Here is a 14,696-nt window from a genome sequence, read left to right on the forward strand (position 1 = left end):
TTTACTTCCAGGTTCGGCCAGGATGAACCATCGCATGAGCGCGGCCAAATCTTCAACCATCATCACAGCGGAAGGGGCCGATCCTGGCAAATGCTCTTCATCACCAGGGTTGACGACAGTCGTAACACGCAAGGCAAAGCCAGAAGACGGCGGTCATAGAGTGTCTGAAACGGCCTCGCATGAAAAACACGACCGATAAACGACGCTGCGAAACGCGGCGCGCAAACCAGCCGCGCCGCTCACGCAAGCCGTTCAGTCAGCAGGCCGCAACTTCTTGACCTCGGCATCCGACGGCTGCACGCTCGCACCGTCGATATAACGGTACGACGTCATCACGCCCTTGCCGTCCTTCATCCCCGTCACACCGACATATGCGCCCATGGTCGACTGATTGTCCTGCGCGCGATAGCTGATCGGCCCGAACGGCGTCTGCACATTGAGACCCTTGAACGCGGCGGCGAGCTTGTCGGAATCGACCGAGCCGGCCTTCTTGATGCCCTCGGCGATCGACATCAGCGCCGAGTAACCCACCACCGATCCGAGCCGCGGATAGTCGTGATATTTGGCCTTATACGCGTCGACGAACTTCTCGTTTGCCGCGGTATCGATCGAATACCACGGATAGCCCGTGACGATCCAGCCGGTCGGCGCTTCCGCGCCCAGCGGATCGAGATAGTCCGGCTCGCCGGTCAGCAGCGACACCACGCTGCGGTCCTTGAAGAGCCCGCGCGTATTGCCCTCGCGCACGAACTTGCCGAGGTCCGCGCCGAACAGCACGTTGAAGATTGCATCCGGCTTCGCATCGGCGATCGCCTGGGTGACGGCGCCCGCGTCGACGTTGCCGAGCGGCGTCGCCTGTTCGGCGACGAACTGCACGTCGGGCTGCGCGGCGCTCAGCAGCTTCTTGAACGTCGCCACCGCCGATTGCCCGTACTCGTAGTTCGGATAGACCAGCGCCCAGCGCTTCTTCTTCAGTTTGGCCGCTTCCGGCACCAGCATCGCGACCTGCATGTACGTGGACGGACGCAGACGGTACGTGTATTTGTTGCCATCGGCCCAGACGATCTTGTCGGTCAAGGGCTCGGCGGCGAGGAAGAAAATCTTCTTCTGCTTCGCGAAGTCGGTCAACGCGAGACCGGTGTTCGACAGGAAACCGCCGAACAGCAGCTGCACCTGTTCTCGCGCGATCAACTCCTGCGCGACGCGGATCGTGTCGCCGGGATTGCCGTTGTCGTCGCGCGACACGACTTCGAGCTGCTTGCCGAGCACTCCGCCCGCCGCGTTCACCTGCTCGAGCGCGAGATTCCAGCCGTTCTTGTAAGGCCCGAGAAAGGCGGGCTGCGCCTTGTAGCTGTTGATCTCGCCGATCTTGATGGTCTGCTGTGCGCTCGCGCCCAACGCAGCAAGCGAGCACACCGTCGAGACCGTAAGGCGAGAGATCCATCCTGCGCGCGTGGTCATGCGTTTCTCCGTTATCAGTGGAATTGCGTGAATGCTGTTTGTCAGGCGTCCCGGCGTCCGGGCAGCCCGTGTGTCAATTTGCCTGTGACGTCGTGCGGATGCGGGCCACGCTCGCCGCGACGTCCTGCCATGCCGGCTTGCCGCCCGCGAACTGCCGACGCAGATACGACACGAGTTCGGCGACCTGGGCGTCGTTGAAACTGTCGCGGTAAGCCGGCATCGTACCGAGTTCGGGCCGTGCAGGCGAGCCGATGCCGTCGAGGATCACGCGAATCAGATTGTCCGGGCTCGCGCTGTGCAGATTCGTGTTGAGCGCGAGCGACGGATGCGCGCCGAACAGTTGCGGCCCGCTGCCGGTGTGATGACAGGCCGCGCACGCGCCGTCGAAGAGCCGCGCGCCGAGCCCCGCCGGCGCGCCCGCGATCGTGCTGGCCTGCTCGACCTGTCGCGCCATCGCGGCCGGATCGGCGTTGGGCTCCAGCGGATTGAGCGACGCCAGATACGCCGCCATCGCGCGGATATCGCTATCGGGTAACGCCGCCAGATCATTGACGACGGGCGCCATCGGCCCCGCCGCGACGCCATGCAACGGCGCGTGACCGAAGCGCAGATAGCTGAACAGTTCGTCCTCGCTCCAAGGCACCGGCGCATTCGACAACGTGGAAAGCGCGGGCGCTTCCCATCCTTCCGCGACGCCGCCGCCCATAAACGCCGCACCGGTTTTCTCGGCGCCGAATGCGTTGCGCGGCGTATGGCAGGCGCTGCAATGGCCGAGGCTATTCACCAGATACGCACCGCGATTCCATTGCGCGCTCTGCGTCGCGCTGGGCGCGAACGTGTTGCGGCCGAGAAAGAGACCGTTCCACGCGGCCATCAGCGCACGCACGCTGAACGGAAACGCGAGCTTCGTTTCCGGCGCGCGGGAACGGACCGGCGTTTGCGACATCAGGTAGGCGTAGAGCGCTTCGAGATCGTCGTCGGAAGTGTTCTTGAACGATGTGTACGGGAACGCCGGATAAAGCCGATGACCGTCGCGGCTGATGCCTTGCCGCATCGCACGAACGAACGCTTCCAGCGACCAGTTGCCGATTCCCGTCAGCCCATCCGGCGTGATGTTGGTGCTGTAGATGGTGCCGAACGGCGTATCGAGCGGCCTGCCGCCGGCGTTCGGCACACCGTTGTGCGCAGTATGGCAAACCGCGCAATTGCCGAGCGAGGCCAACAGTTTGCCGCGCGCGACGAGCTCGGGCGCGAACGCGCTGGCAAGCGGCGGCGTAGTCGGCGCGAGCGCGGGCGGCGCAAAAGACAATGCGCCGAGCCAGCCGGCCGCGCCTGCGGCAAACGCGCCGAGAAACCCCAGGCGCCAGCGCTTCCTTTTACGCGCCGCCGCGTCCTCGGCCTGCGCGTCGGCCAGCGCGGCGCGGATCGTCTCCGGCGTGAACGGCGGCCGCCGAAAGCGTACACCGGTCGCGTCGAACAGCGCATTGGCGATGGCCGCCGCGCCGGGCAGCGACGCGGATTCGCCCACGCCCATCGGCGGCTCGCCGTGGCGCGGCATCATCACCACGTCGATCACCGGCACTTCACGAAAGGTCAGGATCGGATACGCGCCCCACTCCTGGCTCGTCACCGCATTCCCGCCGAACGTCACGCGCTCTTTCAGCGCGCGGCTGGTCGCCTGGATCACGTTGCCGTGAATCTGATGAAGCACGCCGTCGGGGTTCACCATCGTGCCGCTGTCCTGGCCGACCACTACACGCGTCACCGCGAGTTCGCCGCTCTTCCGATTGACTTCGACGTCGGCGATCCACGCGGACCATGCCGCACCGAAACCCGGGAATTTGCTATGCACGTAACGTGCATACGCGACGCCGCGGCCACGAGCGATGTCGCTGTCTTGCTGAGATTGCGGTTGAGCTTCTTCTTGCGCGGCGTGGCGAGGCTCCCAGCCGGCCTTGTCGGCGACGGCTTTGAGCAGTTCGATCGCGCGCGGATCGGTCAAATGCTTCAGGCGGAATTCGACCGGATCGACGCCCGCTTGCGCCGCGAGTTCGTCGATGAAAGACTCGTGCGCGAACGTGTTCGGCAATGCGGACACGCCGCGCAGCCACGAGGCCCGCACGATCGGCGGCGTGTCGTCACAGACGATGCGCATGCTCCGGTAGTCGTACGGCGGCACGGCTGTTCGGTCGCCCATCTCGAACACCTGCGGCTGCGCGGGAATCGTGCCGGTCAGCAGCAGCGCCAGCGTAGGCGCGTCGTTCGATGGATAGCGCGTCGCAAAGTCGTAGGCGGCCAACTCGCCTTCCGCGTTCAACGCGCCGCGCACGTCCATCAGTTGCGCGGCGCCCTTCGGCTCCCATGCATGTTCGTCTTCGCGCGAGAGCTGCACGCGCACCGGCGCACCGGTCGCCCGCGAGAGCAGCGCGGCGTCGGCGGCGACATCGTCGGCGCAATTGCGGCCATAGCAGCCCGCCGCGTCCATCCGCACGATCTCGATGTGCGCCTCCTCCATCGACATCAGCAGCGCAAGGTCGGCGCGCAGCGAATGCGGATTCTGCGTGCCCGACCAGACCGTCAACGCGCCGTCGCGATAGTCGGCCACGGCGCACGACGGTCCGATCGACGCATGCATCTGGAACGGCCACACGTAAGTGCGTTCGAGCGTGCGAGCGGGGTCTTGCGCGAGCGCCGCGTCCACGTCGCCGTCGATCACCAGGTCGCGCCGCGTGGCCGGATTCGCGCGCAACGCGGCTTCCACTTCGTCACTCGTCTCCAGCGGCGGCAAACCTTCGACCGCTTTCCACCGCACGTCGAGCCGCTTCACCGCTTGCTGCGCGACTTCCTCCCGCTCCACGACGATGCCGACAAAGTCGCGAATCACCACCACCTTGACGATGCCGGGCAACTCGCCGATGGAATCCTCATCGACGTGCAGCAGGCTGTTGCCCATGAAGTCGCCCTGCGCGATGCCCGCATACGGCGGGCGCACCACGCGGCCATGCAGCATGCCAGGCACGCGCACGTCATGCACGAAGCTCAGTTCGCCGGTCGCCTTCGCGGGAATATCGATGCGCGGCGCGCTCCTGCCGACGATCCGGTAGTCGTCTGGGGACTTCAACGGCGCATCGGTGGCGAGCATCAGTTCGACGCGCCGCCCTTTGATCAGGTCACCGTATTGAATGTGTTTCGCCGGATCGCCGCCGCGCTGAAACACGCGGCCGTCCTGCACCTCCAGTTGCTCGACGCCCACCTTGAGACGCGTCGCCGCCTCCGCGAGCAGATAGTGACGCGCCTGCGCCGCCGCATGCCGCAGCGGCACCGCTGAAATCTGGATCGTCGCGCTCGCGATCGTCGGCCCCTGGTTCGGCGCTTCGCCGGTGTGGCCGAGCACGATCGACACGCGCGTCAACGGCACATCCAGTTCCTCCGCGACGATCTGCGCGAGCGCGGTGCCGATGCCGGTGCCGAGATCGACGTGACCGTTGAACGCGACCACGCTGCCGTCGTCGCGCACGACGAGAAACAGGTCCGCTTCGGTCGGCACGAACGACGAGCGCGAGCCCGGCTGACCGATCGCGGCCTTGACCGGCGCTTGCGGCGGCCGCGTGACGATCAGCACGCTCTGCGCGTCATAAAGCTGCTTGCGCGACGGTGGCGCGGCGCGTCGATCGACGCTGAAATCCGGCCCTGTCATGCGCGCGCTCCTTCATGCGCGGCGAGCAATTCGGCGGCGCGCTGCACCGCGCGCACGATCTCGACATGCGTGCCGCAGCGGCACAGGTTACGCGACAACTCGCGCTGGATCGTCGCGACGCTCGGCCGTGGATCGCGATCGAGCAAGGCCTTGGCCGTCATGATCATGCCGTTCAGGCAATAGCCGCACTGCGCGGCCTGTTCCTCGATGAACGCCTGCTGCACCGGATGCAGCGCGGCGCGCGTGCCCAGTCCTTCGAGCGTCGTGATCTCGCGGCCCACCGCGACCTGCGCGGTGGTCACACAGGCACGCGTCGGCATGCCGTCGAGCAATACGGTGCACGCACCGCATTCGCCCAGGCCGCAGCCGAACTTCGGCCCGTTCAGCGCGAGGTCGTTGCGCAGCAGGTAGAGCAGCGGCGTGTCGGCGGCGGCGCTGACCAGATGGGTCGCGCCATTCACCTTCAGCACAAGCGGCGCCGGGCGGTTGATCACGATCCGTGCGCGCTCAGAACACCACCGGCACTTCGGTGGCCGGCGGCGTATTGCGGCTGCGGCGGCAGCGGATCAAACCGTCGATCATCACCATGCCCACGCCCGGAATGTCGCCGAGCTGCACACTTTCGAGCAGCGTATCGGCCGCCGTGTGTTGCGCGCGGTCCATGAACACGAGGTCGGCGGGACGGCCCACTTCGATCAACCCCTGGCGCAGATTGCGTTGCCGCGCGGTGTTGCCGGTCGCGAAGCAGAATGCGATTTCGGCGGCCACGTCGGCGAGGCTCGCAATCAGCGCGATCATTCGCAGGATGCCGAGCGGCTGCACGCCGGACCCGGCGGGGCTGTCCGTGCCGAGAATGATCCGGTGCGGACACTTCAGTTCGATCGCATGACGCGCGGTCAGCAAGGCGATCCGTTCGTTGCCGTTGTGGACGATCTCCAGCGCGCGGCTCGACTGCTCGCACAGATCGCACACATGCCGGTACGACAGCGACGTATGCCCGCCGTTGATGTGGCCGATCACGTCGGCGTCGGCGGCGAGCACCACGTCGCGATCGATCAGCCCCGAGCCTGGAATCGACGGCCCGCCCGTGTGAATCGTGCTTTGAATGCCGTACTTGCGCGCCCACGCGACCATCTGCGCGGCTTCCTCGCCGCCCTTCACGCTGCCGAGTCCGACTTCGCCGAGCAGCTTCACGCCCGCTTCCGACAGCTCCTTGAAGTCCTCTTCGACCATGCCCTTCTCGATCACGGGCGCACCCGCCATCACCTTCACGCCGCCGCCGACACCCGCGCCGCGCATCCCTTCGAACGACCGTTGCGCAGTGATTGCCAGCGCCTTCACGCCGAGCACATCTTTCGGACGGCCAGGCAAATGCACTTCACCGGCGGAGATCATGGTCGTCACGCCACCGTTCAGATTCGATTCGATCCAGCCCATCTGATTCTGGCGTGGCGTCCAGTCGCCGAATACCGGATGCACATGCGAGTCGATCAGGCCGGGCGCGACCGTCGTGCCTTTGCAATCGACCGTGGTGCGCGCGCCTTCGAGGTCGCAGTCCTTCTCCTTGCCGAGCGCGACGATCACGCCATCGTCGATCACCAGTGTGTTCGCGTCGAGAATCGGCTGGTCGATATCGCCGGATAACAGCAGCCCGATGTTCGTTACCGCGACCTTACCCGACAAGCCTGTCAACGTCTCTGCTGCCATTTGCCTCTCCTTTCGCAACGATTGCCCGGCCACGCGGACGTGCCTGACGCACGCCCCGCGCGCCGCTGGAATCACACGCTCAGATAAGCGCGCCTGACTGTTTCGTTCCGTGCGAGTTCGCCGATCGTGCCGCTGAAACGGATCTGCCCTTTTTCGAGCACATAGGCGCGGTCGCTGACCAGCTCGGCGAAGTGCAGGTTCTGTTCGGACAACAGAATCGACAGCCCTTCGCGCTTGAGTTCGAGAATCATGTTCGCCATCTGCTCGACGATCACGGGCGCCACGCCCTCCGACGGTTCGTCGAGCAGCACCAGATACGGATTTCCCATCAAGGTGCGCGACACGGTCAGCATCTGCTGTTCGCCGCCGCTCATCTGCCCGCCTGGGCGCCGCGGCATTTCGCCGAGATTGGGAAAGAGGCGAAACAGCTTGTCCGGCGTCCATTGCGGCGCGCCGTCGCGCGGCGGCTGACGGCCGGCGTCGAGATTCTCCACCACGGTGAGATCGGCGAATACGCGGCGGTCTTCGGGCACGAAGCCCATGCCCATCCGCGCGATCTTGTACGGCGGCAACGCGGCGATGTTTTGCCCGCGAAACGTCACCTCGCCGTGACGGCGCGGCAGCAGGCCCATCACCGCTTTCATCGTCGTCGATTTGCCAGCGCCGTTGCGGCCCATGAGCGCGACGACTTCACCACGGCCGACTTCGAGACCGACATCGAACAGGATATGTGCGCGGCCATAAAACGCATTGAGACCGGAGACTTTCAGCATCGGCTCGCTCATTGCTGTGCTCCCTGTCCTGCTGGTCTCGCCTCGCCGCCCGCCCTGTCATGCAGCGGTGCGTGCGGACGGAAAGTCTTGCCCGTGCCGAAATAGACTTCCTGCACGCGCGGGTCGTTGCGGATCGTGTCGGCATCGCCCTCGGCGATCAGCTTGCCGCGCGCCAGCACGATCATGCGATCGGCGTACGCGAATACAACGTCCATGCTGTGCTCGGTAAACAGAACGCCGATCCTGTGTTCGGTGACGAGCCGTTTGGTGAGCGCCATCAACTCGTTACGCTCCTTCGGCGCCATGCCGGCGGTGGGTTCGTCCATCAGCAGCAGCTTCGGACGGTTCGCCAATGCAATGGCCAGTTCGACACGCTTCACGTCGCCATACGCGAGCACGCCGCACGCGCGATGCGCGTCCGCGCCCATGCCAACCTGTTCGAGCAGCGCGAAGGCTTCGTCGGTGTAACGCGAGCCCGCGGACTTCCATAGGCCGAAGGTTTTGCGTTCGCGCGAAACCAGCGCCGTCTGCACGTTTTCGAGCACGGTCATCGAATTGAAGGTGGCGGCAATCTGGAACGTGCGGCCGACACCGAGCCGCCAGATGTCGCGCGGACGCATGCCGACCAGCTCCTGACCATCGAGACGGATCGATCCTGACGACGGTGGCAACTGCCCGTTGACCATGTTGAAACAGGTCGACTTGCCCGCGCCGTTCGGGCCGAGCAGCGCGAGCAGCTGACCGGCTTCGAGATCGAACGAGACGTTGTCGACCGCCTTCAGACCGCCGAACGATCGCGAGAGACCGGAGACGCGCAGCAGGCTCATAGCCCCTCCTTGACCGCAGCTGCGCGTCGCGACGGCTGCGCCGTGCCCGTGTCTGCGGCGTCGGCGCTGTCGTCGCCGAAACGCTCGCGGACGAATCCGACGATTCCCTGCGGAAACGCGATCACCAGCAGCAGGATCGCGATGCCGAGCAACGCCTGCCAGTAGTCGGTTTGCCGCGCGACGGTGTCCTGCAGCCAGGTGAACACGGCCGCGCCGACGATCGGTCCGCTCAGGGTCTGCAAGCCGCCGAGCAGCACCATCACGAGGCCGTCCACCGAACGGCTCACGCTGATCACTTCCGGCGAGATCGTCCCCTTGGAAAACGCGTACAGCGAGCCGGCGAGCCCGCAGAACAGCGACGCGATCACGAACGCCGCCCACTGCACCCGCTTCACGTCGATGCCGATCGCCTCGGCGCGCAACACGGAATCGCGCGACGCGCGCATCGCATAACCCAGTGGCGAGAACAGCATCTTGCGCAGCAGCCACACGCCGATCACCGCGCAAACGAGCGTCAGATAGTAAAACGCCACCGGAGACGACAACCAGTTCGACGGCCACAAGCCCAGCACACCATTGCTGCCGCCAGTCACATCGTCCCACTGGAACACGACCGACCAGACGATCTGCGCGAACGCGAGCGTCAGCATCGCGAGGTAGACACCCGAGAGGCGCACGCAGAACCAGCCGAACACCAGCGCGCCGCCGACCGCCAATAACGGGCCGAGCAGCAATGCGGCTTCCATCGGCAGATTCAGCACTTTGAGGAACAAGGCGGCGCCGTATGCGCCGAGGCCGAAGTAAGCGGCGTGGCCGAACGAATGCATGCCACCCGGTCCCATGATGAAATGCAGGCTCGTCGCGAACAGCACGGCAATGAGTATCTCGACCAGCAGCACGGGCATGTAGGGAAACGCGTTAGCCGCGAGCGGCGCAAGCACGAGAATCAGCAACACGAGCGCGGCCAGCCATTTGAGCCGCTTGCCCGCCGCACGCAATGGCGTGTCCGGCGCCGCCATGCCGCGCACCACGGCGCTCGCACGGCCCAGCAGACCCCAGGGCCGCACCACCAGCACCACCGCCATCACGACGAATTCGGCCACTAGCGTAAAGCGGCTCAGCGACAAGCCGACGCCGAAGATCGTCACGTGACCAATGCCGATGCACAGCGCCTTGATCTCCGCGATGATCAACGCGGCGACGAACGCGCCCGGAATCGACCCCATCCCGCCGACCACCACCACGACGAACGCATTGCCGATCGTCTCCAGGTCCAGCGACAGATTCGCCGACATGCGCGGCCCTTGCAGCGCGCCACCAAGACCAGCGAGAAACGCGCCGACGAAAAACACGCCGGTAAACAACCACGCCTGATTGATGCCGAGCGCGCCGAGCATCTCGCGATCCTGAGTCGCGGCACGCACCAGCGTGCCCCAGCGCGTGCGCGTCAACGCATACCAGAGCAGCAGCAACACCACCGGTCCGATCACGATCAAGGCGATGTCGTAAGTCGGCAGCGGATGGCCGAGGAAATCGACCGCGCCGGCCAGATGTGGCGCGCGTGGCCCGAACAGGTCTTCCGGGCCCCACAGCCATAGCGCGGCGTCGCGAAAAATCAGCACGAGCGCGAAGGTGGCGAGCAGGTGGAACAGCTCGGGCGCCTGGTAGATGCGCCGCAAGACGAGCATTTCGACGAGCGCGCCGAGCACCGCGACCACCAGCGCGGCGGCCAGCACCGACAGCCAGAAGCCGGCCGCCGTCTGTCCGAAGCGGCTCGCGATGCTATACGCGACATAGATGCCGAACATATAGAACGAGCCATGCGAAAAATTGACGATGCGCGTCACGCCGAAGATCAGCGACAAACCGGCGGCGACGAGAAACAGCGTCGACGCATCGGCGAGTCCGTTGACCAGCTGTACCAGCAAATTCGAAAACATCGCGACCCTCGGCAGCTCGCCGGACGGCGCGTATGCGGCAAGCGCATACGGCACGACCGGCAGACGTTGCAGCGCATGCGGCCCCATGCGCGCACGCGTCAACGGCATCACACCCGTAGAAAGTCCCCTTCGGGGCCTGCGAAAATAACCGAAAGCAAAACTCAGCGCAAACCGTCCTCGCCTTTGATCTCACTCACCTGCAATCCGCCGATACGCGGCAGCGGCCGGCCCGACGCCGTCACCGCGACCGCCACGACGATTTCGTTGGCGCGCGGCGCGTCCGAGACCCGCGCTTCGATCGCATCGAAATGACTGCGCACGAAGGCGGCGTCCTTGTGGCCAAGCGGCACGTCGATCGCCGTGCCGAGTGTGCCCATCTTTTTCGCCGACGGCACCAGCGCCGCGCCCTTCTCTACCGCCACCCGCAGCGGTGCGCCGAGCTTCGGATGCAGAATCGCGGCGGCGTGCTCCAGCTCCCCCGCCTCGCCGACGATCGCGGCCTTGCCATAGCTCTGCGCCTCGCCGGGCGCGATACCGAGCGCTTCGACGCAGCGCTTGCCGAGCAGCGCGCCCAACTCTTCGCCGGCCTCGATCAACGTGTCGAGTTTGGCCTCGTAGCGGCCGGCATACGGATTGTCGATCACCGCGATCGCGACCGCGCGACGCGCGGGCGGATCGATTGCCTGGCCCATTTCAATGCGTGTTTCGTCCACCTGCACGACCAGCTTGCGAAGCTTGATTGCCATTTCACTCTCCGAGTTTCGATATTGCGGCGTTTCGCTGTGTGGATGCAATGCTTCAGCGCAAACCGTCCTGGCCCACGATCGCCTCTTTCGCGAGACCGCCGACGCGCGCATGCACGCGCTGCCCGGTGCTCATCACTAGGATGTAGACCAGTTCGTCCGCGGCGGGCGCGCCGGGCACGCGCACTTCGATCGCATCGAAATGGCTGCGCACGTAGCTCGCGTTGACGTGCGTGAGCGGCACGTCGAGCGCGGTGGACGGTGCGCCGACCTTTTTCGTCGACGGCACGATGGCGTTGGTCGGCACGCCGTTCTTCTCCAGCAACTCGCGCATCGCATAGCCGCCGGGCACATGCCACAGCGCGCCATGCTCGAGTTCGCCCCGCGAGCCGACAATCGCGCCCTTGCCGTAACTTTCGATCGACGCATGCGGCACATCCATCGCCGCCAGCAGCCGCTGCGCCATATCGAAGCCGATCGGCTTGAGCACTTCCATCGCGTGCTGGATGTTCGCTTCGTAACGGCCCACGAACGGGTTCGTCATCACCGCGGCAATCGCGCCGCGCCTGAGCGGCTGCGCAGGCGCGGGGCCGAACTCGTGGAAGATATCTTCGACGTGCGTCAGCACGCGGCGTATTTCGAACACGGAGCCTCCGTTGTTGTAGGCGCGCGCGACGTGAGCCACGCGCCGGTCTCGTGAATCCCGGCAACGCGCGCCCGCCCTTGCAGGAACAGCGCGGCGCCTTCGATCAAGCCTTGCACTCGCAGATGCTGCGCGGCCTCCACACCGCGCGCGAGCGCGAGGTCGATCAGCGCCGGCGGCAATGCGGGGACGTCGACGGTGACGAGTTTGTCGCCGAGGTCGCTATCGTCTTTCAGCGACGAAGCAGGACGACGCACGATTCCCACGTGTGCCGGGCCGTGCGCCAGTTCATCGTCCAGATTCACGGCATTGGCGATCATCGTCGCGGCGGCGTCGGCGGTGGCGGCGTTGCGAGCGAGCACGGTCACGCTGTCGGCGATGCCGAGACTGAAGCTGCGGCCGCGCCAGCCGCTGGTCGCGACGCCGCGCACTGGCAGGCCGGCGTCGAGCGTCAGTTCCGCGTCGAGCGCGTGCTCGCGCGAGAGAGGTGCCCCCGAGCAGTTCGCGAGATCGGCGAATACGCCGACGCGGTACTGCTGGCCTTGAGCCAGATAAAGCGCGATGTCGCCGCCATTGTTGATGAACGCGCGCGCGATGCCTTCACGTGCAAACGCCGCGATCAGTTCATCGGCGACGCTGCCCGCCACGGCCGCCATCGGCGTGATGTACTTCGCGCGATGAGGGTGGCACGCGGACCACATACGGCGCGCAACCGGGCCATGCAATACGGTGTCGTTCAGTGCGTCATCGATGTGTATGGGCTGCCGAAGCAGCTTCAATTCGCCGACCAGCTCGGACAACACGTCGATGAAACGCGCCCAGCACGCCTGATACGCGACCTGCACCGCCGCGGGCTCGCCGTCCGCGCCGAGGATCAGATCGATCGGCCCATGCTGCCAATGCCAGCGGCGTGCATCGAGCCGGGTGCGGGTAGGGGTCATCGGATGGATCGCGTTCTCGTGTGAGCGGGTTCGTGTGATTCGCGCCGTTAGCCGAGCATCGGCGGCATCGCGGGCGGCCACGGATTGTCGGGATGGCGCGCCAGCGTGCGGCGCGAGAGCGGCGCTCCGTCTGTATGGTACGGCCCGTTCGCGAGAACACTCTCCAATGAGCGCACCGCGTCGAGATGGCCGCCGAGGTCGCGATACGCGTCATACGTCATCGTGAATTCGATCGGCGCGACGATCGCGGGCGTCGGCACCGTGCCGAACGAATGGTCGGGCATGCGCGAGACATCCACCATCACCGTGATGCCGCCGCCAGGCCATACATAGGCCGGGGCGCCACCACAGGTCACGTTCACCTGCTTCTGTTTGATCGCCCGTGTGAGCAGCACCGGGTTCTCGGTCGCACCCGCGCGCAGACTGCCGCCCGCGCCGCCGAGAAACAGCACGGTGGCGAGCGACGGCTCGCAGTTCTCGCCAATGCGCTCGACCGTGCGGCGCACCGCGTCCGGCATCGGTGCGATGCGCGGCACGAGATCCTCGTCGAGTTCGTACCATTGTGCGTGTTCGCCGGTGGTCGACACCATCAGCAAACGCAGACCCGGTTTCGCAACGGCCGGATCGAAGCCTTCGACGATCGCGAGCGGGTCCTGAATGTCGGTGCCGCCCCAGCCCGTGCCCGGATTCGCCACCTGAAAGTAGCGGCCGGGCGTCGATTTGCGTCCGCGAATCTTCAGACCCGAACGTGTCATGCCGAGACATCGGCCCGCCTGGTGTTCGGTGAGCACGCCCGTAATGTGATCGTCCACGACCACCACTTCATCGGCATGACCGAACCATTGCTTCGCGAAGATGCCGATGGTCGCGGAGCCGCAACCTACGCGCATGCGCTGCTCCTCCACGCCGTCGACCACCGGCGCCGCGCCCGCGCGAATCACAAGACTCGCGCCGCCGTCGATGCTCAGCTCCACCGCTTGCTTGTTGCCGAGCGCGAGCATCATGTCGCAGGTCACGCGGCCTTCCTTCTTGCTGCCGCCGGTCAGATGATGCACGCCGCCGAGACTTAGCATCTGCGAGCCGTACTCCGCCGTGCTCACGTGCCCGACAATCTCGCCGTGGCAACGCACGTTCGATTGCTCCGGCCCGAGAAAGCGGTCCGTGTCGATCTTCACCTTGAAGCTGCAGTAGCTGAAAATGCCTTCGGTGACGACGGTGATCATATCGACGTCGTCGAGTTTCGAGGCGACGATGAAAGGCGCGGGCTTGTAGTCGGGATAGGTGGACGAAGCGCCGACGCCCGTCACGAACAGCGCCTGTTCGGCGGCGGCATCATGCGCGGCGGGCGATCCGCCGAACTCGACCGCAGCTTCCTGCTTTTGACCCGCTTCGTCAGTGGATGGCGAGCGAGCGAGAAACACGACGGGATCGACGCGAATCAGCCGCCCGTCCGCATTCGCATAACGATCGCACGCGCCGGTGCGTCCTTCGGAGATCTGGCACAGCACCGGGCACGCATTGCATTCGATCTTGTTCGACGCCATGCGCTCGCTGCGCGGCGCCGCCTTCTCGAGCACGGTCGGACCGGGCGTCGACGCGGTTTCGCCATCGACACCGTCCGCACCGAAATCGACCTTCGTATGTTCTGTCATGGTGGGGTTCCCATACGACGACATTACAAGCGGTCCTGCCCGGCTTCGAATCACCCTTGTTTCAGGGGACTTTCGTGTGACTCGCCTATTTTCATGTTGCGGTCACTCACCGTTCATGTAGTATCTTCTACACCAAACTTGATTGAAATCTACTCGATCAAAATTGAGTGTGCAACGAGTTTCCGGTTGGGGTGGCGAATGCTGCAAAGCGGCATCAGCATGCGAATCACGCTTCAATCTACGCCGATGCACGGGAATGCGCAGCACGTGCTTCGGCGGCCAAAGCGGGCCTATGATGGAAATGCGCCGTGT

General features: G+C 65.4%; 11 protein-coding genes. All 11 read right to left on the reverse strand.

The features are described from left to right. Nucleotides 1-252: 252 nt before the first annotated feature. The 11 genes from B0G69_RS30015 to B0G69_RS30065 all read right to left on the reverse strand — a co-directional run bounded on the left by B0G69_RS30015 (nucleotide 253) and on the right by B0G69_RS30065 (nucleotide 14,384). Complete coding sequence (locus tag B0G69_RS30015; RefSeq protein WP_121323519.1) at nucleotides 253-1,461, reverse strand: ABC transporter substrate-binding protein; 1,209 nt, start codon at nucleotides 1,459-1,461, stop codon at nucleotides 253-255. A 73-nt stretch (nucleotides 1,462-1,534) separates the two neighbouring features. Next, entirely contained in the window at nucleotides 1,535-5,158 is a 3,624-nt protein-coding gene (locus B0G69_RS30020; protein WP_121323520.1) for a molybdopterin cofactor-binding domain-containing protein, read from the reverse strand. Next, nucleotides 5,155-5,649 carry a (2Fe-2S)-binding protein gene (locus tag B0G69_RS30025; RefSeq protein WP_121323964.1) on the reverse strand — a complete coding sequence of 165 codons (495 nt, stop codon included), beginning with the start codon at nucleotides 5,647-5,649 and terminating at the stop codon, nucleotides 5,155-5,157. The genes B0G69_RS30020 and B0G69_RS30025 overlap by 4 nt, the downstream gene beginning before the upstream one ends. 16 nt (nucleotides 5,650-5,665) lie before the next feature. Next, nucleotides 5,666-6,865 carry an amidohydrolase family protein gene (locus tag B0G69_RS30030; RefSeq protein WP_121323521.1) on the reverse strand — a complete coding sequence of 400 codons (1,200 nt, stop codon included), beginning with the start codon at nucleotides 6,863-6,865 and terminating at the stop codon, nucleotides 5,666-5,668. Between the two features lie 71 nt (nucleotides 6,866-6,936). After that, the gene (locus B0G69_RS30035; protein ID WP_121323522.1) at nucleotides 6,937-7,650 is read right to left on the reverse strand and encodes an ABC transporter ATP-binding protein; all 714 of its coding nucleotides are present in this window, start codon (nucleotides 7,648-7,650) and stop codon (nucleotides 6,937-6,939) included. Then, nucleotides 7,647-8,465, reverse strand: a complete 819-nt coding sequence (locus tag B0G69_RS30040) for an ABC transporter ATP-binding protein (protein ID WP_121323523.1) — start codon at nucleotides 8,463-8,465, stop codon at nucleotides 7,647-7,649. Before B0G69_RS30040 ends, B0G69_RS30035 begins: the two co-directional genes overlap by 4 nt. Beyond that, nucleotides 8,462-10,405, reverse strand: coding sequence for an ABC transporter permease (locus B0G69_RS30045; RefSeq protein WP_121323965.1), 1,944 nt, complete (start codon nucleotides 10,403-10,405; stop codon nucleotides 8,462-8,464). Before B0G69_RS30045 ends, B0G69_RS30040 begins: the two co-directional genes overlap by 4 nt. Before the next feature lie 161 nt (nucleotides 10,406-10,566). Beyond that, the gene (locus B0G69_RS30050) at nucleotides 10,567-11,151 is read right to left on the reverse strand and encodes an amino acid synthesis family protein (RefSeq protein WP_121323524.1); all 585 of its coding nucleotides are present in this window, start codon (nucleotides 11,149-11,151) and stop codon (nucleotides 10,567-10,569) included. 52 nt (nucleotides 11,152-11,203) lie between these two features. Further along, nucleotides 11,204-11,794 carry an amino acid synthesis family protein gene (locus B0G69_RS30055; RefSeq protein ID WP_121323525.1) on the reverse strand — a complete coding sequence of 197 codons (591 nt, stop codon included), beginning with the start codon at nucleotides 11,792-11,794 and terminating at the stop codon, nucleotides 11,204-11,206. After that, nucleotides 11,770-12,732: a UPF0280 family protein gene (locus tag B0G69_RS30060; RefSeq protein ID WP_121323526.1), complete on the reverse strand. Its 963-nt coding sequence runs from the start codon at nucleotides 12,730-12,732 to the stop codon at nucleotides 11,770-11,772. Before B0G69_RS30060 ends, B0G69_RS30055 begins: the two co-directional genes overlap by 25 nt. A gap of 47 nt (nucleotides 12,733-12,779) precedes the next feature. Further along, nucleotides 12,780-14,384 carry a 6-hydroxynicotinate reductase gene (locus B0G69_RS30065; RefSeq protein ID WP_121323527.1) on the reverse strand — a complete coding sequence of 535 codons (1,605 nt, stop codon included), beginning with the start codon at nucleotides 14,382-14,384 and terminating at the stop codon, nucleotides 12,780-12,782. Between the last annotated feature and the right edge of the window lie 312 nt (nucleotides 14,385-14,696).

The sequence above is a fragment of the Paraburkholderia sp. RAU2J genome (assembly GCF_003634845.1).
Taxonomy (GTDB): domain Bacteria; phylum Pseudomonadota; class Gammaproteobacteria; order Burkholderiales; family Burkholderiaceae; genus Paraburkholderia; species Paraburkholderia fynbosensis.

Excerpts from the sequence above, each read along its gene's own strand:
- B0G69_RS30035 (WP_121323522.1), bottom strand. The coding sequence starts at position 7,650 with ATGAGCGAGCCGATGCTGAAAGTCTCCGGTCTCAATGCGTTTTATGGC.
- B0G69_RS30015 (WP_121323519.1), bottom strand. The coding sequence starts at position 1,461 with ATGACCACGCGCGCAGGATGGATCTCTCGCCTTACGGTCTCGACGGTG.
- B0G69_RS30060 (WP_121323526.1), bottom strand. The coding sequence starts at position 12,732 with ATGACCCCTACCCGCACCCGGCTCGATGCACGCCGCTGGCATTGGCAG.
- B0G69_RS30040 (WP_121323523.1), bottom strand. The coding sequence starts at position 8,465 with ATGAGCCTGCTGCGCGTCTCCGGTCTCTCGCGATCGTTCGGCGGTCTG.
- B0G69_RS30050 (WP_121323524.1), bottom strand. The coding sequence starts at position 11,151 with ATGGCAATCAAGCTTCGCAAGCTGGTCGTGCAGGTGGACGAAACACGC.
- B0G69_RS30020 (WP_121323520.1), bottom strand. The coding sequence starts at position 5,158 with ATGACAGGGCCGGATTTCAGCGTCGATCGACGCGCCGCGCCACCGTCG.
- B0G69_RS30030 (WP_121323521.1), bottom strand. The coding sequence starts at position 6,865 with ATGGCAGCAGAGACGTTGACAGGCTTGTCGGGTAAGGTCGCGGTAACG.
- B0G69_RS30065 (WP_121323527.1), bottom strand. The coding sequence starts at position 14,384 with ATGACAGAACATACGAAGGTCGATTTCGGTGCGGACGGTGTCGATGGC.
- B0G69_RS30045 (WP_121323965.1), bottom strand. The coding sequence starts at position 10,405 with ATGTTTTCGAATTTGCTGGTACAGCTGGTCAACGGACTCGCCGATGCG.